The organism is Zobellia laminariae, from assembly GCF_030553095.1.
GTDB lineage: Bacteria > Bacteroidota > Bacteroidia > Flavobacteriales > Flavobacteriaceae > Zobellia > Zobellia laminariae.
In genome coordinates this window covers 3,591,131-3,606,920 of the sequence record NZ_CP130738.1, presented here as the reverse complement: position 1 = coordinate 3,606,920, position 15,790 = coordinate 3,591,131, and the positions used below count along the sequence as shown (strand labels likewise).

Below are 15,790 nucleotides of genomic sequence, written 5' to 3'. Positions count from 1 at the left end.
ATTTATTTGGCCTATGTTCATGCAACTTTTTGACAGTGACATGAAACCTCTATTTATCAAAAAGACATACCAAGAGCTTGTAAGTAACTGGCGCATGCTATTATTACTTACAACCCTTACTTTGATTAGTTTTCTCTTTTGTTTTGTGTACTACCCTAGTCTTGGCTTAGGAGCCAACACGTATTTTTCGGAATATTTATTTGTGGTCATTTTTGTACTGTCGTTTCACTATTGCATGTACAAATTTTTAAACCATAGAAAGTAGTTCTATGCCCTTTATAATAAATCCGATTAAGATTTGAACTAGATTATTCTACCATTTCCAGAAATTCACCTTCTGTAACGATAGGTACATTAAGTGATTCCGCTTTGGTCCGTTTGCTCGGCCCCATTTTGTCACCAGCTACCAGATATGCAGTTTTTGAAGATATGCTTGAACCCACCTTACCTCCATTACTTTCAATGATTTTCTTAAGTTCATTACGGCTTACGGTCTCGAACACCCCAGAAACAACAATAGTGAGCCCCTTTAGCTTATCCGTTTGATTTTCCAATTGCTCTTCGGAAAGTGAAAATTGCAATCCATAAGACTTTAAACGGGCTATTATTGAACGGTTAGTTTCGTTATTAAAAAACTCCACCACAGAACTTGCAATGCGTTCTCCAATTTCATCAACAGCTACCAGACTTTCTTCGGATGCATTCATTAAAGCATCAATATTTTTATAGGCCCTAGCTAGTTTCTTTGCTACAGTCTCACCAACAAACCGAATACCCAAACCAAAAAGAACGCGCTCAAAAGGAATCTTTACAGACTCAGCAACACCCTTTACCAAGTTTTCAGCAGACTTCTCCGCCATTCTTTCCAAAGGCAGTACTTGTTCTTTGGTCAGCGTGTATAAATCTGCATAATTATCTATGAGTCCCTCTTTATAAAGAAGTTCTACAGTTTCACTTCCTAGACCCTCTATATCCATTGCTTTACGAGATATAAAATGTTGGATTCGCCCAGTAATCTGGGGAGGACAACCATAATAGTTGACGCAATAATGTTTTGCATCACCTTCTGTCCGGACCAAGGGCTCATGACATTCGGGACAATTTGTAATATATTCAGTTGGTTTTGAATCCTGAGGACGTTTTTCAAAATCTACACCAACTATTTTTGGTATGATTTCTCCACCTTTTTCAACAAAAACAGTATCACCTTCACGAATATCAAATTTCGCAATCTGATCGGCATTGTGTAACGACGCCCTTTTTACGGTAGTTCCCGCCAAAAGTACTGGCTCTAGATTAGCCACCGGGGTTATTGAACCTGTACGGCCCACTTGATAGGTAATTTCATTTAATAGGGTTGAAACCTGCTCCGCTTTAAATTTATAAGCCATGGCCCAACGAGGTGATTTTGAGGTAAAGCCCAATTCATCTTGATGCTGTATACTATTCACTTTAACTACTACTCCATCCGTTTCATAAGGTAAGCTATGGCGTCCTGAATCCCATTTGTTTACAAAGGCCATTACTTCATCTGTTGAGCGGCTCAATTTTGCAACTTCGGGAACTTTAAAACCCCATTCTCTTGCTTTTTCAAGCATCTGCCATTGTGAAGTTATTCCCGTATTCTGACCTACAATACTATATAACAAGCAGTCTAATGGTCTTTGAGCGACCGCTGCACTATCCTGTAATTTTAAACTACCTGAAGCCGTATTTCTAGGGTTCATGTAAGGGTCCTCTCCATTTTCAATACGCTCGGCATTCATTTGTGCAAAACCTTCAAAAGGCAATACAATTTCTCCTCTAATATCAAATTTTGGAGGATAATCACCTTTTAACTGTAATGGTACTGACTTAATAGTTTTCACGTTCGTGGTTACATCATCACCTTGAAAACCATCACCACGAGTAACGGCACGTACCAATTTACCATCCTCATAGGTAATACTAATAGACGCACCATCATACTTCAATTCACAAACAAACTCAACTTCCGCATCGCCCAAAATGCGTTGCATACGTTTCTCCCAATCCTCAAGATCTTCTTTTGAGTAAGAATTATCCAGCGAATACATTCTTTCATTGTGCACTACGGTGTCAAAATTTTTGGTTACCGTACCACCTACACGTAAAGTAGGTGAACTTTCATCATAAAATTCAGGATGCTTTGCCTCAAGTGCCTGTAATTCTTTTAGCTTGGTGTCAAACTCAAAATCGGATACAGTGGCGTTGTCAAGCACGTAGTAATTATGGTTATGCTCACGTAATTCTTGACGAAGGGACTCTATTTGTTCTTTTATCTGCATTTTCTAACTCAGTGTTTCTGTAATCTTACTATATGTTTTTAGGATATTTTGATTTTAAATCACCCTAAGATGCTCTTTGTCATTCGGTCGTTGCCAAATATATCTTTTCGGACTTCAATTTCTATAAAATTATGTTGATGTAAAAGTGCTTCCGTTTCTTTTGCTAAATATTGATTGATTTCAAAAAAGAGCATTCCTTTCCCAGAAAGATTTTGTTTAGCCAATTGCGTTATCGCTTTATAAAATACTAATGGATTTTCATCAGAAACAAAAAGTGCTAAATCTGGCTCGTGCTCCAAAACGTTTTTGTGCATTTCTTTCTTTTCCAGCTCTCTAACATAAGGAGGATTAGAGACTATGACATCAAAATTAGAAGCAAATCCATCAAAATTTAAAATATCAGCATGAATAAACTCGACTTTTACTGCGTTTCGTTCTGCATTCCTTTTAGCTGTTTCCAGTGCTTTTTCAGAAACATCTAGAGCAAATACCTTGGCATCGGGTAAAAGTTTAGCCAATGAGATAGCAATACATCCGCTCCCCGTTCCAATATCCAAAATTCGTAATCCTGATTTTTTATCAGGACCACTAGTTTTAACTTCGTCTACTATCCAACGAATAAGGTCTTCCGTTTCCGGCCTAGGAATAAGCACGTTCTCGTTTACTTGAAAATCAAGGTCCATAAAACTTGTACTTCCTATTATATATTGAACAGGCCGTTGCAACTTTAGTCCTGACAAGGCCTCAAACAGTGGCTGTTCTTCCTCTTTTGTTAAAGTTAAATTAGGCTGCAAGGCCAACACAAACCGCTGCAAATTAAGGTAGTGCTCTATTAATATGTAAAAGAAGCTATCTACCTCTTCCTTTACATATAGCCCATCTAACTCCTTGTGAAAAATATTCTTTATTTCTTTTAAGACCATTACGTATTGGGACTATTCATTATAATTTAGCGAGCATATACACAGGACATGAATAGTGACCCGTATCTCCCAAAGGCTTATCTATATACTCAAATCCCATTTTTACATAAAGCTTTTGAGCAGCTTTCATATAAGGCATGGTTTCCAAATAGATTTCCTTAAAATTGAATTCTTTTGCGTTTTCCAAACATTTCTGCAACATTTCAGAACCAATTCCGCGTCCTCTTGCTTCCTCCAAAAAATACATTTTCTGCAACTCGCAAATATTATCCTCGCTGTTATCTAATTGAGCAATTCCGGCGCAGCCCAAAATAGTTTCATTTTCTTCAACAACAAAATATGCCGCACGCGGTTTATCATAATTTTCGAACATATGATCAAGCGTTACATCTGCATAAGCCGTGCCCACTTTGGGCGCACCTAAATCTAATAATACCTTGCGAATCAACGCCGCTACTTGCTCGTTATCCTCTTTTCTTATGTTACGAATTTTTACTGCACCCATTTCCAATAAATAAAATTCTATTTTTACAGCGTGAAGATACGTAGAAATGTGCGTATGTTACCTTTATAAAATACTACGAACCAAGCCTATGTTGCGCAACGAATCCCTAACAAAAAACAACTTTTCCAGAGATGAAAGCTATATGCTACGTTGTTTGGAAATTGCCAAAAACGGTTTGGGAACCACGGCACCCAACCCAATGGTAGGTGCGGTAATTGTTCATGAAGATAAGATTATAGGGGAAGGGTTCACGAGCCCCTACGGTGGGCCACATGCAGAAGTAAATGCTATAAATTCAGTAGTAGACAAAACACTTCTTAAACATGCCACTATATATGTTACCCTAGAACCCTGTTCTCATCATGGAAAAACACCACCCTGTGCAGATTTGATTGCCAAACATGGCATTCCTAGAGTTGTTATAGGCCTTATAGATCCACATACAAAAGTAGCTGGCAAAGGAATAGAAAAACTTAAAAATGCAGGAAGTGAAGTAACTACCGGTTGCCTTGAACTAAAGTGCAGAGAACATCACCGTCGTTTTCTAATGTTTCAAGAAAAAAAACGTCCTTATATCATTCTAAAATGGGCCCAAACCGCCGATGGTTTTATAGCACCAAAAAAAGAAGAACGGGCTACCAACCCAGAACCCTATTGGATTACCAATCCTTATTCACGACAGCTCGTACATAAATGGCGTAGCGAGGAACAAAGCATTTTAGTTGGCACCAATACCGTGCTAGAGGATAATCCTAAATTAAATGTGCGCTTATACACTGGTAAAAATCCAACACGAATTGTACTGGACAGAAAACTTAAAATAAGTGCTGACCATCATATAATGGACGGAAGCATACCTACTTTGGTTTTAACCGACACAGTAGATACTCCTCTTCAAATTGAAAATGTATCCTATCATCAAATTGATTTTAAAGGGGATATAGCGCGGCAAATTTGCGAGATACTTTTTAAGGAAAATATTACTAGCATTCTAATAGAAGGCGGAAGCCAGACTTTGCAAACTTTCATTGATTCCGGTTTGTGGGATGAAGCTAGAGTTTTTATAGGTGATAGTCAATTTAAGACAGGAATACCAGCACCAGAACTCAAAGGAAAAATTATTAGCACGAAATCTATTGACAAGGACACCTTAAAAATTTATAGTAATGATTAAGAATATTATTTTCGATTTTGGCGATGTATTCATCAATTTAGATAAAGGCATCATATTTCGTGAAATGGAGAAATTTGGTGGTTCTATAGACCTAACCCCTGAAATGATAGAGCTGAATGGTATCTATGAAGTGGGAGGAATTTCTTCTGAAGAATTCATAACACAACTTCAATCTCAGTATCCCAAAGCTAGCGCTGTAGAAATTGAAAATATATGGAACTCTATGTTACTAGATTTTCCCGAAGAACGACTAGAATTCATTGAAAATCTTGCCAAAGAAGACGAGTATAGACTCTTTCTCCTAAGCAATACAAACGACTTGCATATTACGCATGTTGAACAAAAAATGGGTTCTGATAGATACGAACGATTCCAAAAACCTTTTGAAAAATTTTATCTCTCTCACGAAATCAACCTTAGAAAACCTAATGCAGAAATTTATCAATTTGTTCTGGATGAAAATGGACTAAAGGCCGAAGAAACTTTTTTCATAGACGATACTAAAGAAAATACAGATGCTGCCGAAAAGCTAGGTATTACCTGTTGGAACATTCAGGTAGGTCAAGAAGATATCGTTCAATTAAAATCAAAACTATAAGATGGCGTCACTTGCCTTGAGCATATTGGCTTCTAGCCTCATCTTTATTATTTTTAAACTATACACCCGATTTAAGGTCAATACGCTTTTTGCCATTGTCACCAACTATTTTGTGGCATCTAGTGTAGGCCTTATGCGTTATAAAGGAGAAACCAGTTTTTTTGATGTACCAGAAAAACCTTGGTTCTTTGGTACATTTATTCTAGGCATACTTTTTATAGTTGTTTTTAATCTCATGGCCATGGCCTCCCAAAAAGTAGGCGTTGCAGTAACTTCAGTAGCTACAAAGATGTCTTTTGTGATTCCCGTCGTTTTTGGCATACTACTTTATAATGAAGAACTAGGCACTATAAAAGTAATTGGCATTTTACTGGCCCTAGCGGCGGTCTACTTTGCAGCCTTAAAAGAATCTGCGATAAAATTTAAAAAGTCTGCGCTTATTTTACCCGCATTGGTATTCTTAGGCTCTGGCGTTATTGACGCCAGTTTAAAGTACATACAAGAAATACATATTAAAGAAGAAGATTACCCAATATTTTCTGCCACAGTATTTGCCTCGGCCGCATTTATAGGACTTTTAATAACGATTTTTAAAGCGGCTGAATTTAGAGCCAAGTACAATATAAATACCCTAATTGGCGGTATTGCACTGGGCGTGGTAAATTATTTTTCTATTTACTTTCTTCTTAAAGCCTTACAAAATGAAACATTGAACAGTTCTTCTGTTTTTACAATAAATAATGTGGCAATAGTAATGTTCACTACACTTTTAGGCATCATTTTGTTTGAAGAAAAAATAAGTCCCAAAAATTGGGGCGGCATTGCATTAGCCGTAACCAGTATAATTTTAGTTGCTTTTGGCTAATGGACAATATGACCGATACATACAAAACGGTTGCCAAACCTTCTGAAGAAATACTTTTTAAAGAAAAGAAAAGTAAATTCTACGGATACGCATTCCCTGTTGAAAATGAAGATGAGGTAAAAATTATCATTGAAGACCTTAAAAAGAAACATTCTAGCGCCAACCACGTATGTTATGCATGGCAAATGGGTATTGAACAGCTCAGTTATCGCGCAAACGATGACGGAGAACCCAATAATTCTGCCGGAATGCCCATTTATGGGCAAATACAATCTTTTGAAGTTACCAATACCCTTGTTGCTGTAGCCCGTATTTTTGGAGGAACAAAATTGGGAGTAGGCGGGCTTATTAGCGCCTATAAAATGGCCGCAAAACTTGCTCTAGAGAACTCAAATATCGTAGAAAAAATAGTCCAAAATCAGTATAAAATACGTTTTGAATACGCTCAGATGGACGTGGTAATGCGCGTCATAAAACAGAAAAATCTAGAGATTATTTCGCAAAAAATGGAGATGAATTGTGAGCTAATCATTGCCGTTAGAAAGAGGGATTCAGAGCAAATAAAGGACATTTTTGTAGGAATTTACGGATTAGATATCACATAAGACCTTTTGCCTGTTGTTTTACAGGCATACCAAGAATAAACTTCTTTCAAACTCATCATTTTTTTCTCTCAAGCACCAAAATTAAACTTACTTTTTAGCCCTTTTTTCAATTAAATCCAACAGATATTTCGGACATCTAATTGGTCTATTATTTTCCATTTTGATAAAAGCTAAAACCGTATTTGCTTCAGCAAGAATTTCTTGTTTTTCATTGTAGATAACAAAGTCAAATTCGATCTTAACAGAAGGCGTTTTTTTAAGCGTTGTTTTAACGGTAATTAGGTCATCATAAAAGGCAGATTTCTTGTAGTTTACCGATAAAGAAATAACTGGTAGCATAATTCCGTTTTCTTCCAACTCTTTGTAAGAAATACCTGTATCTCGTAACCACTCTACCCTTCCCATCTCCAAGTATTGCGCATAGTTACCGTGATACACAACTCCCATCTGATCTGTTTCCGAATATCGTACTCTAAAAGAAATTTTGTTAAAACTCATAAATTATCATGTAAAAATTATATCTTTAATAGATTTTGTTTATAGCTGGTCGAACATGCAAAAAAAAAAGGGTAAATTCAATAGAGTTTGATTTTTTTTTTAGTTTTTTTGTTCACATATTTGCCTTCCGAGAAAGTAACGATTATTCCGTTTACTTTCGACCGATTTACGAAATCACTAACCAACAAAAATAAGATCAACTTTCGCATGGGTGTTACTGCTATTTCCGTATGGAACAATTGTTTGACATTTATCAAAGATAACATTCAACCGCAGGCATTCAAAACTTGGTTCGAACCGATCAAGCCGGTAAAGTTATCTGACAATGCACTGAGTATTCAGGTGCCTAGTAAATTCTTTTACGAGTGGCTTGAAGAGCACTATGTGAAATTGTTGAAAGTTGCGCTTACCAAAGAATTGGGTGAGACTGCAAAATTGGTGTACATCATTAGAATGGAAAACACCTACGGCAACAAAGAACCATTTACAGAAAAGATTCCTAGTTCCAACAGAGCAACTATGAGTCCACAAGAAATGGATGTACCGATCAAGTCAAAAAATCCTGAACTTAAAAACCCTTTTGTAATACCTGGTATTCGAAATATTAAAATTGAATCTCAACTTAACCCCAATTATAATTTCGATAATTTTTTAGAAGGAGACGCAAACCGTTTGGCTAGATCTGCCGGTATGGCCGTTGCTAACAAACCTATATGGCACTTCTTTTAATCCGTTATTAATTTTTGGTGGTGTTGGTTTAGGAAAAACTCACTTGGCCCATGCCATAGGAGTTGAAATAAAAGATAAGTACCCAGAGCGTACTGTATTATATATTTCTGCAGAAAAATTTACACAACAATATATAGAGTCTGTTAAGAAAAACACCAGAAACGATTTTATCCATTTCTACCAATTGATAGATGTGCTTATAATTGATGATGTTCAGTTCTTAAGCGGAAAGTCAGGAACACAAGATGTTTTCTTCCATATTTTCAACCATTTGCACCAAAACGGAAAGCAGGTTATTTTAACCTCAGACAAAGCTCCGGTAGATATGCAAGATATTGAGCAACGATTGTTGTCTCGTTTCAAATGGGGATTATCTGCTGAACTTCAGACACCTGACTACGAAACACGAATTTCTATCCTTAAGAACAAATTGTATAGAGATGGTGTTGAAATGCCAGATGATATTATAGATTATGTTGCTAAGCATATTAAAAGCAATATACGTGAACTAGAAGGCGCAATTATCTCTTTAATAGCCCAATCTTCCTTCAATAAAAAGGAAGTTACTTTAGAACTGGCTCAGCAAGTAGTAGAGAAGTTCGTAAAGAACACCAAACGAGAAGTTTCTATAGACTACATTCAAAAAGTAGTTTCAGATTATTTCGAAATGGATGTTGCTACGCTTCAGTCTAAAACCAGAAAGCGTCATATTGTACAAGCAAGGCAGTTAGCTATGTTCTTTGCGAAGAAATTCACCAAAGCATCGTTAGCCAGTATTGGGTCTCAAATAGGAAAAAGAGATCACGCAACTGTTTTACACGCATGTAAGACTGTTGACAACTTAGCCGAAACTGACAAGCAGTTCAGAAAATACATAGAAGACCTTACTAAGAAATTCTCTTAACCCCTTATGAAAACCAGAGTCTTAATGGTCTGCCTAGGCAATATTTGCAGGTCTCCATTAGCGGAGGGTATTCTCCAAGACAAGGTTGACTCAGAAAAGGTTTTTGTAGATTCTGCAGGAACCGGAGGCTACCATATTGGCAAAGCACCAGATCCGCGTTCTATTGCCGTTGCACATAATCACGGTCTAAATATTCAAAATCAACGCTGTCGTCAATTTCAAAAATCAGATTTTGAAAAATTTGATGTAATTTATGCTATGGACCGTAGCAACCTTAATAACATTCTAAGTCTAGCTAATACACCAGAAGATACTAAGAAGGTTAAGCTATTGCTTACGGAAGTAGAATTACCTGTTATTGAAGTGCCTGACCCGTATTGGGACGACAATGGTTTTGAAAAGGTATTTCAACTTATAGACACCGCTTGTACGTCTATCGCCAAAAAACTCTAATAGAATCAAACGTTATGGCCAACAGAATTGAAGACCAGGAAAATTATATTTAATACCTACCACACTTGGCGAAAATGAGCCATTAGAAGTGTTACCTATTTCAATTAAACAGGCCATTGAACAAATTGACCACTATATTGTTGAAAACGAGAAAACAGCAAGACGGTTCATAAAAAAAATAAGTCCAAGAAAATCACAACCAAGCCTACATTTATCTGTTCTAAACAAGTATACAGAGGCAGCAGAAATACCTACATTTCTACAATCATGTCTTGATGGTTTCAATACAGGTATACTATCTGAAGCTGGTTGCCCTGGTATTGCCGATCCTGGTGCAGATGTCGTTAAAATTGCCCACGAAAAAAACATTCAGGTTGTACCTTTAGTAGGGCCATCCTCTATTGTTCTAGCGCTTATGGCTAGCGGTATGAACGGTCAGAGCTTTGCTTTTAACGGATACTTACCCATAGATGGTACTGAGCGTAAAGGCGCTATTAAGAGATTGGAAAAACTTTCCAAGGATTATGGACAATCGCAACTGTTCATTGAAACTCCGTATAGAAATGACAAGCTTTTTGCCGAGCTACTTAAAACACTTAATCCTAGCACAAGAGTATGTGTAGCCTGTGATGTAACTCTTTCAACAGAATACATACTTACCAAAACTATTGCCGACTGGAAGCGCACCAAAGCAGAATCTCTTCATAAAAGACCTGCCATCTTTATTATTCAGGGGTAATTCTTGTTTTTTTTGTCTTTTTCTTTGCCAAGTAGTATTGCTTAATGAACTTCTCTTTGTTTTTCCCCTTTACTTCCTTATTTTCAATAAAGGTTTAAGAAATCATATATATAATTAAAATTCAATTTTATAAATGCATACTTTTTCATTCGACCATATTGCACTTTCTGTAAAGGATGTTAACGAATCTCTTGAATTCTATCAAAAAGTACTTCAACTTAAAGAAATCCAGAATACAGCTTCTAATTCCAAAACAAGATGGCTGTCTATTGCCGAAGAGAAACAACTGCATCTTATTCCTAGTCCAGATTTTCAAATAAAAATTAATAAAGCTGTTCATTTTGCTTTATCAACATCTGACTTACCCTCATTTGTAGCCTATCTAAAGAAATTTAATATTGCATACTCTGATTGGCTCGATAGTCCGAATAAAGATTACATTCGGCAAGACGGAATTAAACAGGTTTATTTTCAGGATCCAAATGGGTATTGGATTGAAATAAATGATGATTGCCGATAAGGCTTACAGATTATAGAAAAGTAAATATGAACAATGGTAACCATTGTGTAATGCATTAATTCCAGACTATATATGCTTATATAAGTCGAAGGAAAGAGTTTTTAAATCCATAATTCAATCCAACCTTGCAAAAATAATATACCAACATAGTGATTTTTACTAACGATAGAAACCCTTTTAAAAATCGCTAAGACCTATAAAAAACAAACCCCAATATTTCTATTAGGGCTTGTCCACTTTCATATGTAAATTAAATCTTAAACAGGAGATAGTCAAACTTTCGGGTTTCGTTTTGGCGAAACATAAGAAATATCATATCCTGAAAACTTCTTCATGTATTTTGCAATTGTTGTTCCGTAGCTGTCCGATACATCGAACGCACCCCATGAACGTAAATACTTCTTAACATTTCCGGCACCAGCCAAGTGGGCTGCCGCCATCATTCCAGATTCTGTTATTTCGACACCACCTATTCGTTTTCCAACGAAACGGGCAATATCTCTTCTTAGAATCCACTTGTTACGAGCTATGTTAGTATTAAAAGCTCTTTCCTGTAACACAGGGTCATTTAAGAAACGTGTTGCGTTATAAACACCCATTAGCTGTAAGGTACCGATACCAAATTGGTATTTTCCCAAATACCCAAGAGTATTTGTCGTAAAATAGTTACCCTGCGATTCTTTAAACGCTAGAGCTTCTTTAAAACCGATATACGAACTCCCTATAAAAGGAGGAGTCAATAACATCGTAGCATGTACAGTTTTGTTTTTGGGAAACAAAACTTCAGTAGGTTGTTTTACTTTAAGAGTTTCCGGTACTTTCACCTCTTTGGATTCAAAACCAAAACTCAATAAAATAAAGGTAATGATCAGGGGCTTGATAAACTTAGCCACTTTCTCATATGTTATATTTACCTAAGACTTACGAAAATTTAGCCTGCTTAGATTACGAGGGGCAAAGATAAGCTCGTTTTCGTGTTGCAATTTACAAGGCTTTGTTAAAAATGCCCCATTTTAGTTAACAGGTAATAAACAGTGGACAAAATGCCTATCTGTTGATTTTTTGGGCATTTATCCACCGGACATACTGTGCCTTATTACGGTTATGCTGGGCCAAAGTCTTAGCAAACTTATGGTAACCGAAATTTTCTACGTTAGCAACAAAATAGATGTATTCATGTTTCTCAGGATTAAGAACTGCATCAATAGCAGTTATATCCGGCATGGCTATAGGACCATGGGAGGAAGACCTGCATACTTATAGGTATTATAAGGAGAGTCTAACTCTAAATCTTTATAAAGAACTCTCTTGATTATGATATTAAAATCACCCTTGTGCTTTTTTAAGGCATAGATAACCGTTGGATCTGCCTGCAGCAAGATTCCTTTTCTTAAGCGATTTAAATATACTCCCGCAACCCTTGGTCTTTCATCAACTTTTGCTGTTTCTTTATGTACAACGGATGCCAAAGTGATTACTTCTGCAGGGGTTAGATTCAATGCTTTTGCTTTAGCCAAACGTGCATCGGTCCAGAACCGTTTATATTCCTTTAACATACGCTCCCTAAACTCCTTTCCTGAAGTATTCCAGAAAAACTCATAGCTATTAGGTATATACATAGCTAATTCCGTATTCTTATTAAAACCGTTCGCTTTCAAGAAATCGTCATCAGTAAAAGCTTGTAGTAATGTTAAACTATCCGGTTCTATTTGCATAGCTATCCTTCCTGCAAGGTCCGCAATGGTCTCTTGATTATTAAAAGCAACCTTAACTGGTATGTTTTGACTACGTAGCGAATTTATAATGTCATTATTATTCGCACCTTTTTTAATAACATACTTACCTCCTCTAACATTTGATGCATATCCTTTACGTTGTGCAACTTTCTCAAAAGAAGACATATTTTTTACAAGAGGAGTTACCAATTCGCGTACTTCATTAAAATCGGCATCAGAGGGTACATATATATAAGCTTCTTTATTTTCGAAACTAGTGTTAGGTGAAAAAATGGCATTATACACCGTGTAGGCAAAAATTCCACCACCAATAAGACCAGCAATTACTATAATTAGTAGAATACGTTTAATATACATTAGGCATTTATTTTTTGAAACAAAATCTCATTCTTATATTTTCCATCGGAAAAAATCCAATCCTTTTTTAAACCCACTTCCTCAAAACCCATCTTTTTGAACAAATGTAAACTTGGGTTATTGTTCTCCATGACATTGGCATAGAGCTGATGAAGATTTAAAACCTTAAAAGCATAATCAGACACTAATTGTATAGCCTCCGCTCCTACTCCTTGGTTTCTATTCTCTTTATTAGATATAACTATCCCTATTCCTGCCCTAAAGTTTTTAGGGTCAAAATCAAACAAATCTATAAGTCCAACTGGTGAATTTTCCTTATTACAAATGCAAAGGCGCAATTGCTTAACATCATAAATATCACGATGGGCATTATCTAGATATAATGCTAACACATGTTTAGAATACGGAGCAGTAGTTCCGCTAATTTCCCAAATCTCAGTATTATTTTCTAGCTCATAGAGAAAATCCAAATCACTTGGTTCCAATCCTCTTAGAGATATGTGCTCACCTTTTAAACTTAGCATACTATTTCACCTTTGAACACTTGTTTGGCTGGACCTATCAAATGAATTTGACTATAAACTCCGTCTTTTTCACTCAACTCAACCTGTAACTCTCCTCCTTGCGTATGTACTTTAATTCTATTTGCTAAAGTTTCCCCAGCATTATGCATAGCAATTGCCACAGCGGTTACACCGGTACCACAGGATAAAGTTTCGTCCTCTACTCCACGTTCGTATGTTCGCACAGCAAAAGTGTCATCTTCTAAGGTTTCTACAAAGTTGATGTTACTTCCTGTTTGACCATAAAGCCCATAGCGTAACTTTTTACCTTCTTTATACACCTCAAAGTTCTCAACAGTTTTCACCATTTGTACATGGTGAGGAGAACCCGTATCCAAAAATACATATTCAGGTTTTTCTTTAATTTCAGAAACGTCTTGCATTTGCAGACTAACAATTCCATTTTCAATAGTAGCAGCATGTTTACCATCTGCCGCATTAAAAACAGTGTCCTTATTTATAACTCCCAAAAAGTTGGCAAATGCCACGGTACAACGGCCACCATTACCACACATACTTCCTTCATTCCCGTCTGCATTGTAATAGACCATTCTAAAATCTGACAATTCGTCATTTTCTAATAGAATCAAGCCATCACCGCCTATGCCAAACTGTCTGTCACATAGAAATGCAACTAGTTTGGTATCATTTTTGGGAAATTCTAATTGTCGGTTATCGATAAGAACAAAATCGTTTCCAGTGCCTTGATATTTGTAAAAACTGAGTGTCATAAGAATATTTAAAGACACAAATATAGGCTTTTATACTATCAGAAATAACCTCTTTGGTCTGCTACTTAGCGACCTGAAATAGTAGGGATTAAGATATATTTGGCAGTTAAAGAGTAGTTAAAGCAAATATAAACCACACAAAAAACGACTAATTTTAACATATCACAGAAATTTAAACAAAACAATAGCATGAAAAAAATTGCCAGTACCTTTTTTATCGCCCTCTTTGCTGGAGCAATCACATTGGGCAGCTACAAATTATTTTTTGAAAATAACAACTATGCGGTTATCACTCAAGATGAGGGACATTCCGTTTTTAATACTAGCCTCACCCCTACTTCCGCAAAGGGAGCAGGAATTAACGAAGTTGATTTTACTGTTGCAGCAGAGAACACAGTTAATGCAGTTGTACACGTTAAAAATGTAACCGTTGGCAGAACACCACATAATCTTATGGACTTCTTTTACGGAAGTGGTGGAAATGAAAGACCTCAAGTAGGAACAGGATCAGGTGTTATCATATCGCAAGATGGATACATCGTAACCAATAATCACGTAATTAGTAAGGCTAATCAGCTACAGGTAACCTTAAACAATAATAAAACCTATGACGCCGAACTTATAGGTACCGACCCTAACTCTGATATTGCACTTATTAAAATAGATGCAGAAGGTAATCTTCCGTATTTGGCTTTTGGTGATTCCGATGACATGAAAATAGGAGAATGGGTATTAGCAGTGGGCAACCCTTTTAACCTAACATCTACAGTAACAGCAGGAATTGTTAGTGCTAAAGCACGTGATTTAGGAAAGAATCAATCATTTATACAGACTGATGCCGCAGTAAACCCCGGTAACAGTGGTGGAGCGTTAGTAAATACTAATGGAGATCTTATTGGTATCAATACGGCGATTACTTCACAAACTGGTAGCTACGTAGGGTACTCATTTGCCGTACCTAGCAATATTGCAAAAAAGGTTGTTGATGATATTCTTGAATATGGAAATGTTCAAAAAGGGATTTTAGGAATAAAAACCTTGAATATAAATACACCGTACGCCATAGAAAAAGGACTAAATGAAATAGAGGGTGTTTATATTTCTGGTGTTGAAGAAGGAACAGGCGCAGAAGACGCAGAACTGCAAGAAGGAGACGTTATCAAAAAAGTAGATAATATTAAGGTTCGCAAATTTGCTGATCTTACCGGATACCTTTCTGCAAAAAGACCTGATGATTCCGTAGAGGTTACTATTGATAGAGATGGCGAAGAATTTACCGTGCCTGTTATGCTTAAGAAAAGGCAAACTGTAATTGTACCGGTAATGGGCCTTGAAGTAAAGAACTTAAGTAAAGATGATAACAAAAAATTTAAGACCAGAAATGGTGTAAAAATAGTTGGCGTACCAGAAACTTACCGCGGGTACGGTCTTGAAGGAAAAGTTTTACTATCTGTAGATGACAAAGAAATAAATGATATAGAGGAAGCAAGAAATCTATTTGGAAGCATTTCTAGATACGGAAAAACAAGTATCACTATGATTAATGAAAAAGGCGAGAGAGAACGTCTTATTTTTCAATAAAAA

At 36.4% G+C, this 15,790-nt stretch carries 15 protein-coding genes and 2 pseudogenes; 9 read left to right on the top strand and 8 right to left on the bottom strand.

All coding sequences use genetic code 11. The features are described from left to right. Nucleotides 1-308: 308 nt before the first annotated feature. From ligA to Q5W13_RS17275, 3 genes are read right to left on the bottom strand one after another with little or no spacing between them, the layout of a single operon-like run. A complete protein-coding gene (gene ligA / locus Q5W13_RS17285; RefSeq protein ID WP_304443848.1) occupies nt 309-2,306 on the bottom strand; it encodes an NAD-dependent DNA ligase LigA in 1,998 nt (665 codons plus the stop codon). A gap of 59 nt (nt 2,307-2,365) precedes the next feature. Then, nucleotides 2,366-3,229, bottom strand: coding sequence for a peptide chain release factor N(5)-glutamine methyltransferase (gene prmC, locus Q5W13_RS17280; RefSeq protein WP_304443847.1), 864 nt, complete (start codon nt 3,227-3,229; stop codon nt 2,366-2,368). Nucleotides 3,230-3,248: 19 nt separating this feature from the next. Further along, a complete protein-coding gene (locus Q5W13_RS17275; protein ID WP_304443846.1) occupies nt 3,249-3,734 on the bottom strand; it encodes a GNAT family N-acetyltransferase in 486 nt (161 codons plus the stop codon). Between the two features lie 88 nt (nt 3,735-3,822). Between Q5W13_RS17275 and ribD the strand changes: the two genes are divergently transcribed. From ribD to Q5W13_RS17255, 4 genes are read left to right on the top strand one after another with little or no spacing between them, the layout of a single operon-like run. Further along, nucleotides 3,823-4,908: a bifunctional diaminohydroxyphosphoribosylaminopyrimidine deaminase/5-amino-6-(5-phosphoribosylamino)uracil reductase RibD gene (gene ribD, locus Q5W13_RS17270; protein ID WP_304443845.1), complete on the top strand. Its 1,086-nt coding sequence runs from the start codon at nt 3,823-3,825 to the stop codon at nt 4,906-4,908. Further along, nucleotides 4,901-5,506, top strand: coding sequence for an HAD family hydrolase (locus Q5W13_RS17265; protein WP_304443844.1), 606 nt, complete (start codon nt 4,901-4,903; stop codon nt 5,504-5,506). The genes ribD and Q5W13_RS17265 overlap by 8 nt, the downstream gene beginning before the upstream one ends. Before the next feature lies 1 nt (nt 5,507). Continuing rightward, the gene (locus Q5W13_RS17260) at nt 5,508-6,371 is read left to right on the top strand and encodes an EamA family transporter (protein ID WP_155595880.1); all 864 of its coding nucleotides are present in this window, start codon (nt 5,508-5,510) and stop codon (nt 6,369-6,371) included. Beyond that, nucleotides 6,371-6,976: an IMPACT family protein gene (locus Q5W13_RS17255; protein ID WP_304443843.1), complete on the top strand. Its 606-nt coding sequence runs from the start codon at nt 6,371-6,373 to the stop codon at nt 6,974-6,976. Before Q5W13_RS17260 ends, Q5W13_RS17255 begins: the two co-directional genes overlap by 1 nt. 87 nt (nt 6,977-7,063) lie before the next feature. On the opposite strand, the gene Q5W13_RS17250 is transcribed toward Q5W13_RS17255, so the two are convergent. Further along, nucleotides 7,064-7,474, bottom strand: a complete 411-nt coding sequence (locus Q5W13_RS17250) for an acyl-CoA thioesterase (RefSeq protein WP_304443842.1) — start codon at nt 7,472-7,474, stop codon at nt 7,064-7,066. A gap of 207 nt (nt 7,475-7,681) precedes the next feature. Here Q5W13_RS17250 and dnaA point away from each other — a divergent pair. The 4 genes and pseudogenes from dnaA to Q5W13_RS17230 all read left to right on the top strand — a co-directional run bounded on the left by dnaA (nt 7,682) and on the right by Q5W13_RS17230 (nt 10,819). Then, nucleotides 7,682-9,107: pseudogene (dnaA, locus tag Q5W13_RS17245) on the top strand (chromosomal replication initiator protein DnaA). Nucleotides 9,108-9,113: 6 nt separating this feature from the next. Continuing rightward, complete coding sequence (locus tag Q5W13_RS17240) at nt 9,114-9,560, top strand: low molecular weight protein-tyrosine-phosphatase (protein ID WP_304443841.1); 447 nt, start codon at nt 9,114-9,116, stop codon at nt 9,558-9,560. A gap of 88 nt (nt 9,561-9,648) precedes the next feature. After that, complete coding sequence (locus tag Q5W13_RS17235) at nt 9,649-10,299, top strand: SAM-dependent methyltransferase (protein ID WP_304443840.1); 651 nt, start codon at nt 9,649-9,651, stop codon at nt 10,297-10,299. A 133-nt stretch (nt 10,300-10,432) separates the two neighbouring features. Next, nucleotides 10,433-10,819: a VOC family protein gene (locus tag Q5W13_RS17230; protein WP_155595874.1), complete on the top strand. Its 387-nt coding sequence runs from the start codon at nt 10,433-10,435 to the stop codon at nt 10,817-10,819. A 272-nt stretch (nt 10,820-11,091) separates the two neighbouring features. Here the strand turns inward: Q5W13_RS17230 and Q5W13_RS17225 are convergent, their stop codons facing one another. The 4 genes and pseudogenes from Q5W13_RS17225 to dapF all read right to left on the bottom strand — a co-directional run bounded on the left by Q5W13_RS17225 (nt 11,092) and on the right by dapF (nt 14,206). Beyond that, nucleotides 11,092-11,712: a hypothetical protein gene (locus Q5W13_RS17225; protein WP_304443839.1), complete on the bottom strand. Its 621-nt coding sequence runs from the start codon at nt 11,710-11,712 to the stop codon at nt 11,092-11,094. A 154-nt stretch (nt 11,713-11,866) separates the two neighbouring features. Continuing rightward, nucleotides 11,867-12,912, bottom strand: a pseudogene (gene mltG, locus Q5W13_RS17220) (endolytic transglycosylase MltG). Then, complete coding sequence (locus Q5W13_RS17215) at nt 12,912-13,436, bottom strand: GNAT family N-acetyltransferase (protein WP_304443838.1); 525 nt, start codon at nt 13,434-13,436, stop codon at nt 12,912-12,914. The pseudogene mltG and the gene Q5W13_RS17215 overlap by 1 nt, the downstream one beginning before the upstream one ends. Continuing rightward, entirely contained in the window at nt 13,430-14,206 is a 777-nt protein-coding gene (gene dapF, locus Q5W13_RS17210) for a diaminopimelate epimerase (protein WP_304446536.1), read from the bottom strand. The genes Q5W13_RS17215 and dapF overlap by 7 nt, the downstream gene beginning before the upstream one ends. A 189-nt stretch (nt 14,207-14,395) precedes the next feature. On the opposite strand from dapF, the gene Q5W13_RS17205 reads away from it, so the two are divergent. Next, nucleotides 14,396-15,787 carry a S1C family serine protease gene (locus tag Q5W13_RS17205; protein ID WP_155595869.1) on the top strand — a complete coding sequence of 464 codons (1,392 nt, stop codon included), beginning with the start codon at nt 14,396-14,398 and terminating at the stop codon, nt 15,785-15,787. The last annotated feature ends 3 nt before the right edge of the window (nt 15,788-15,790 follow it).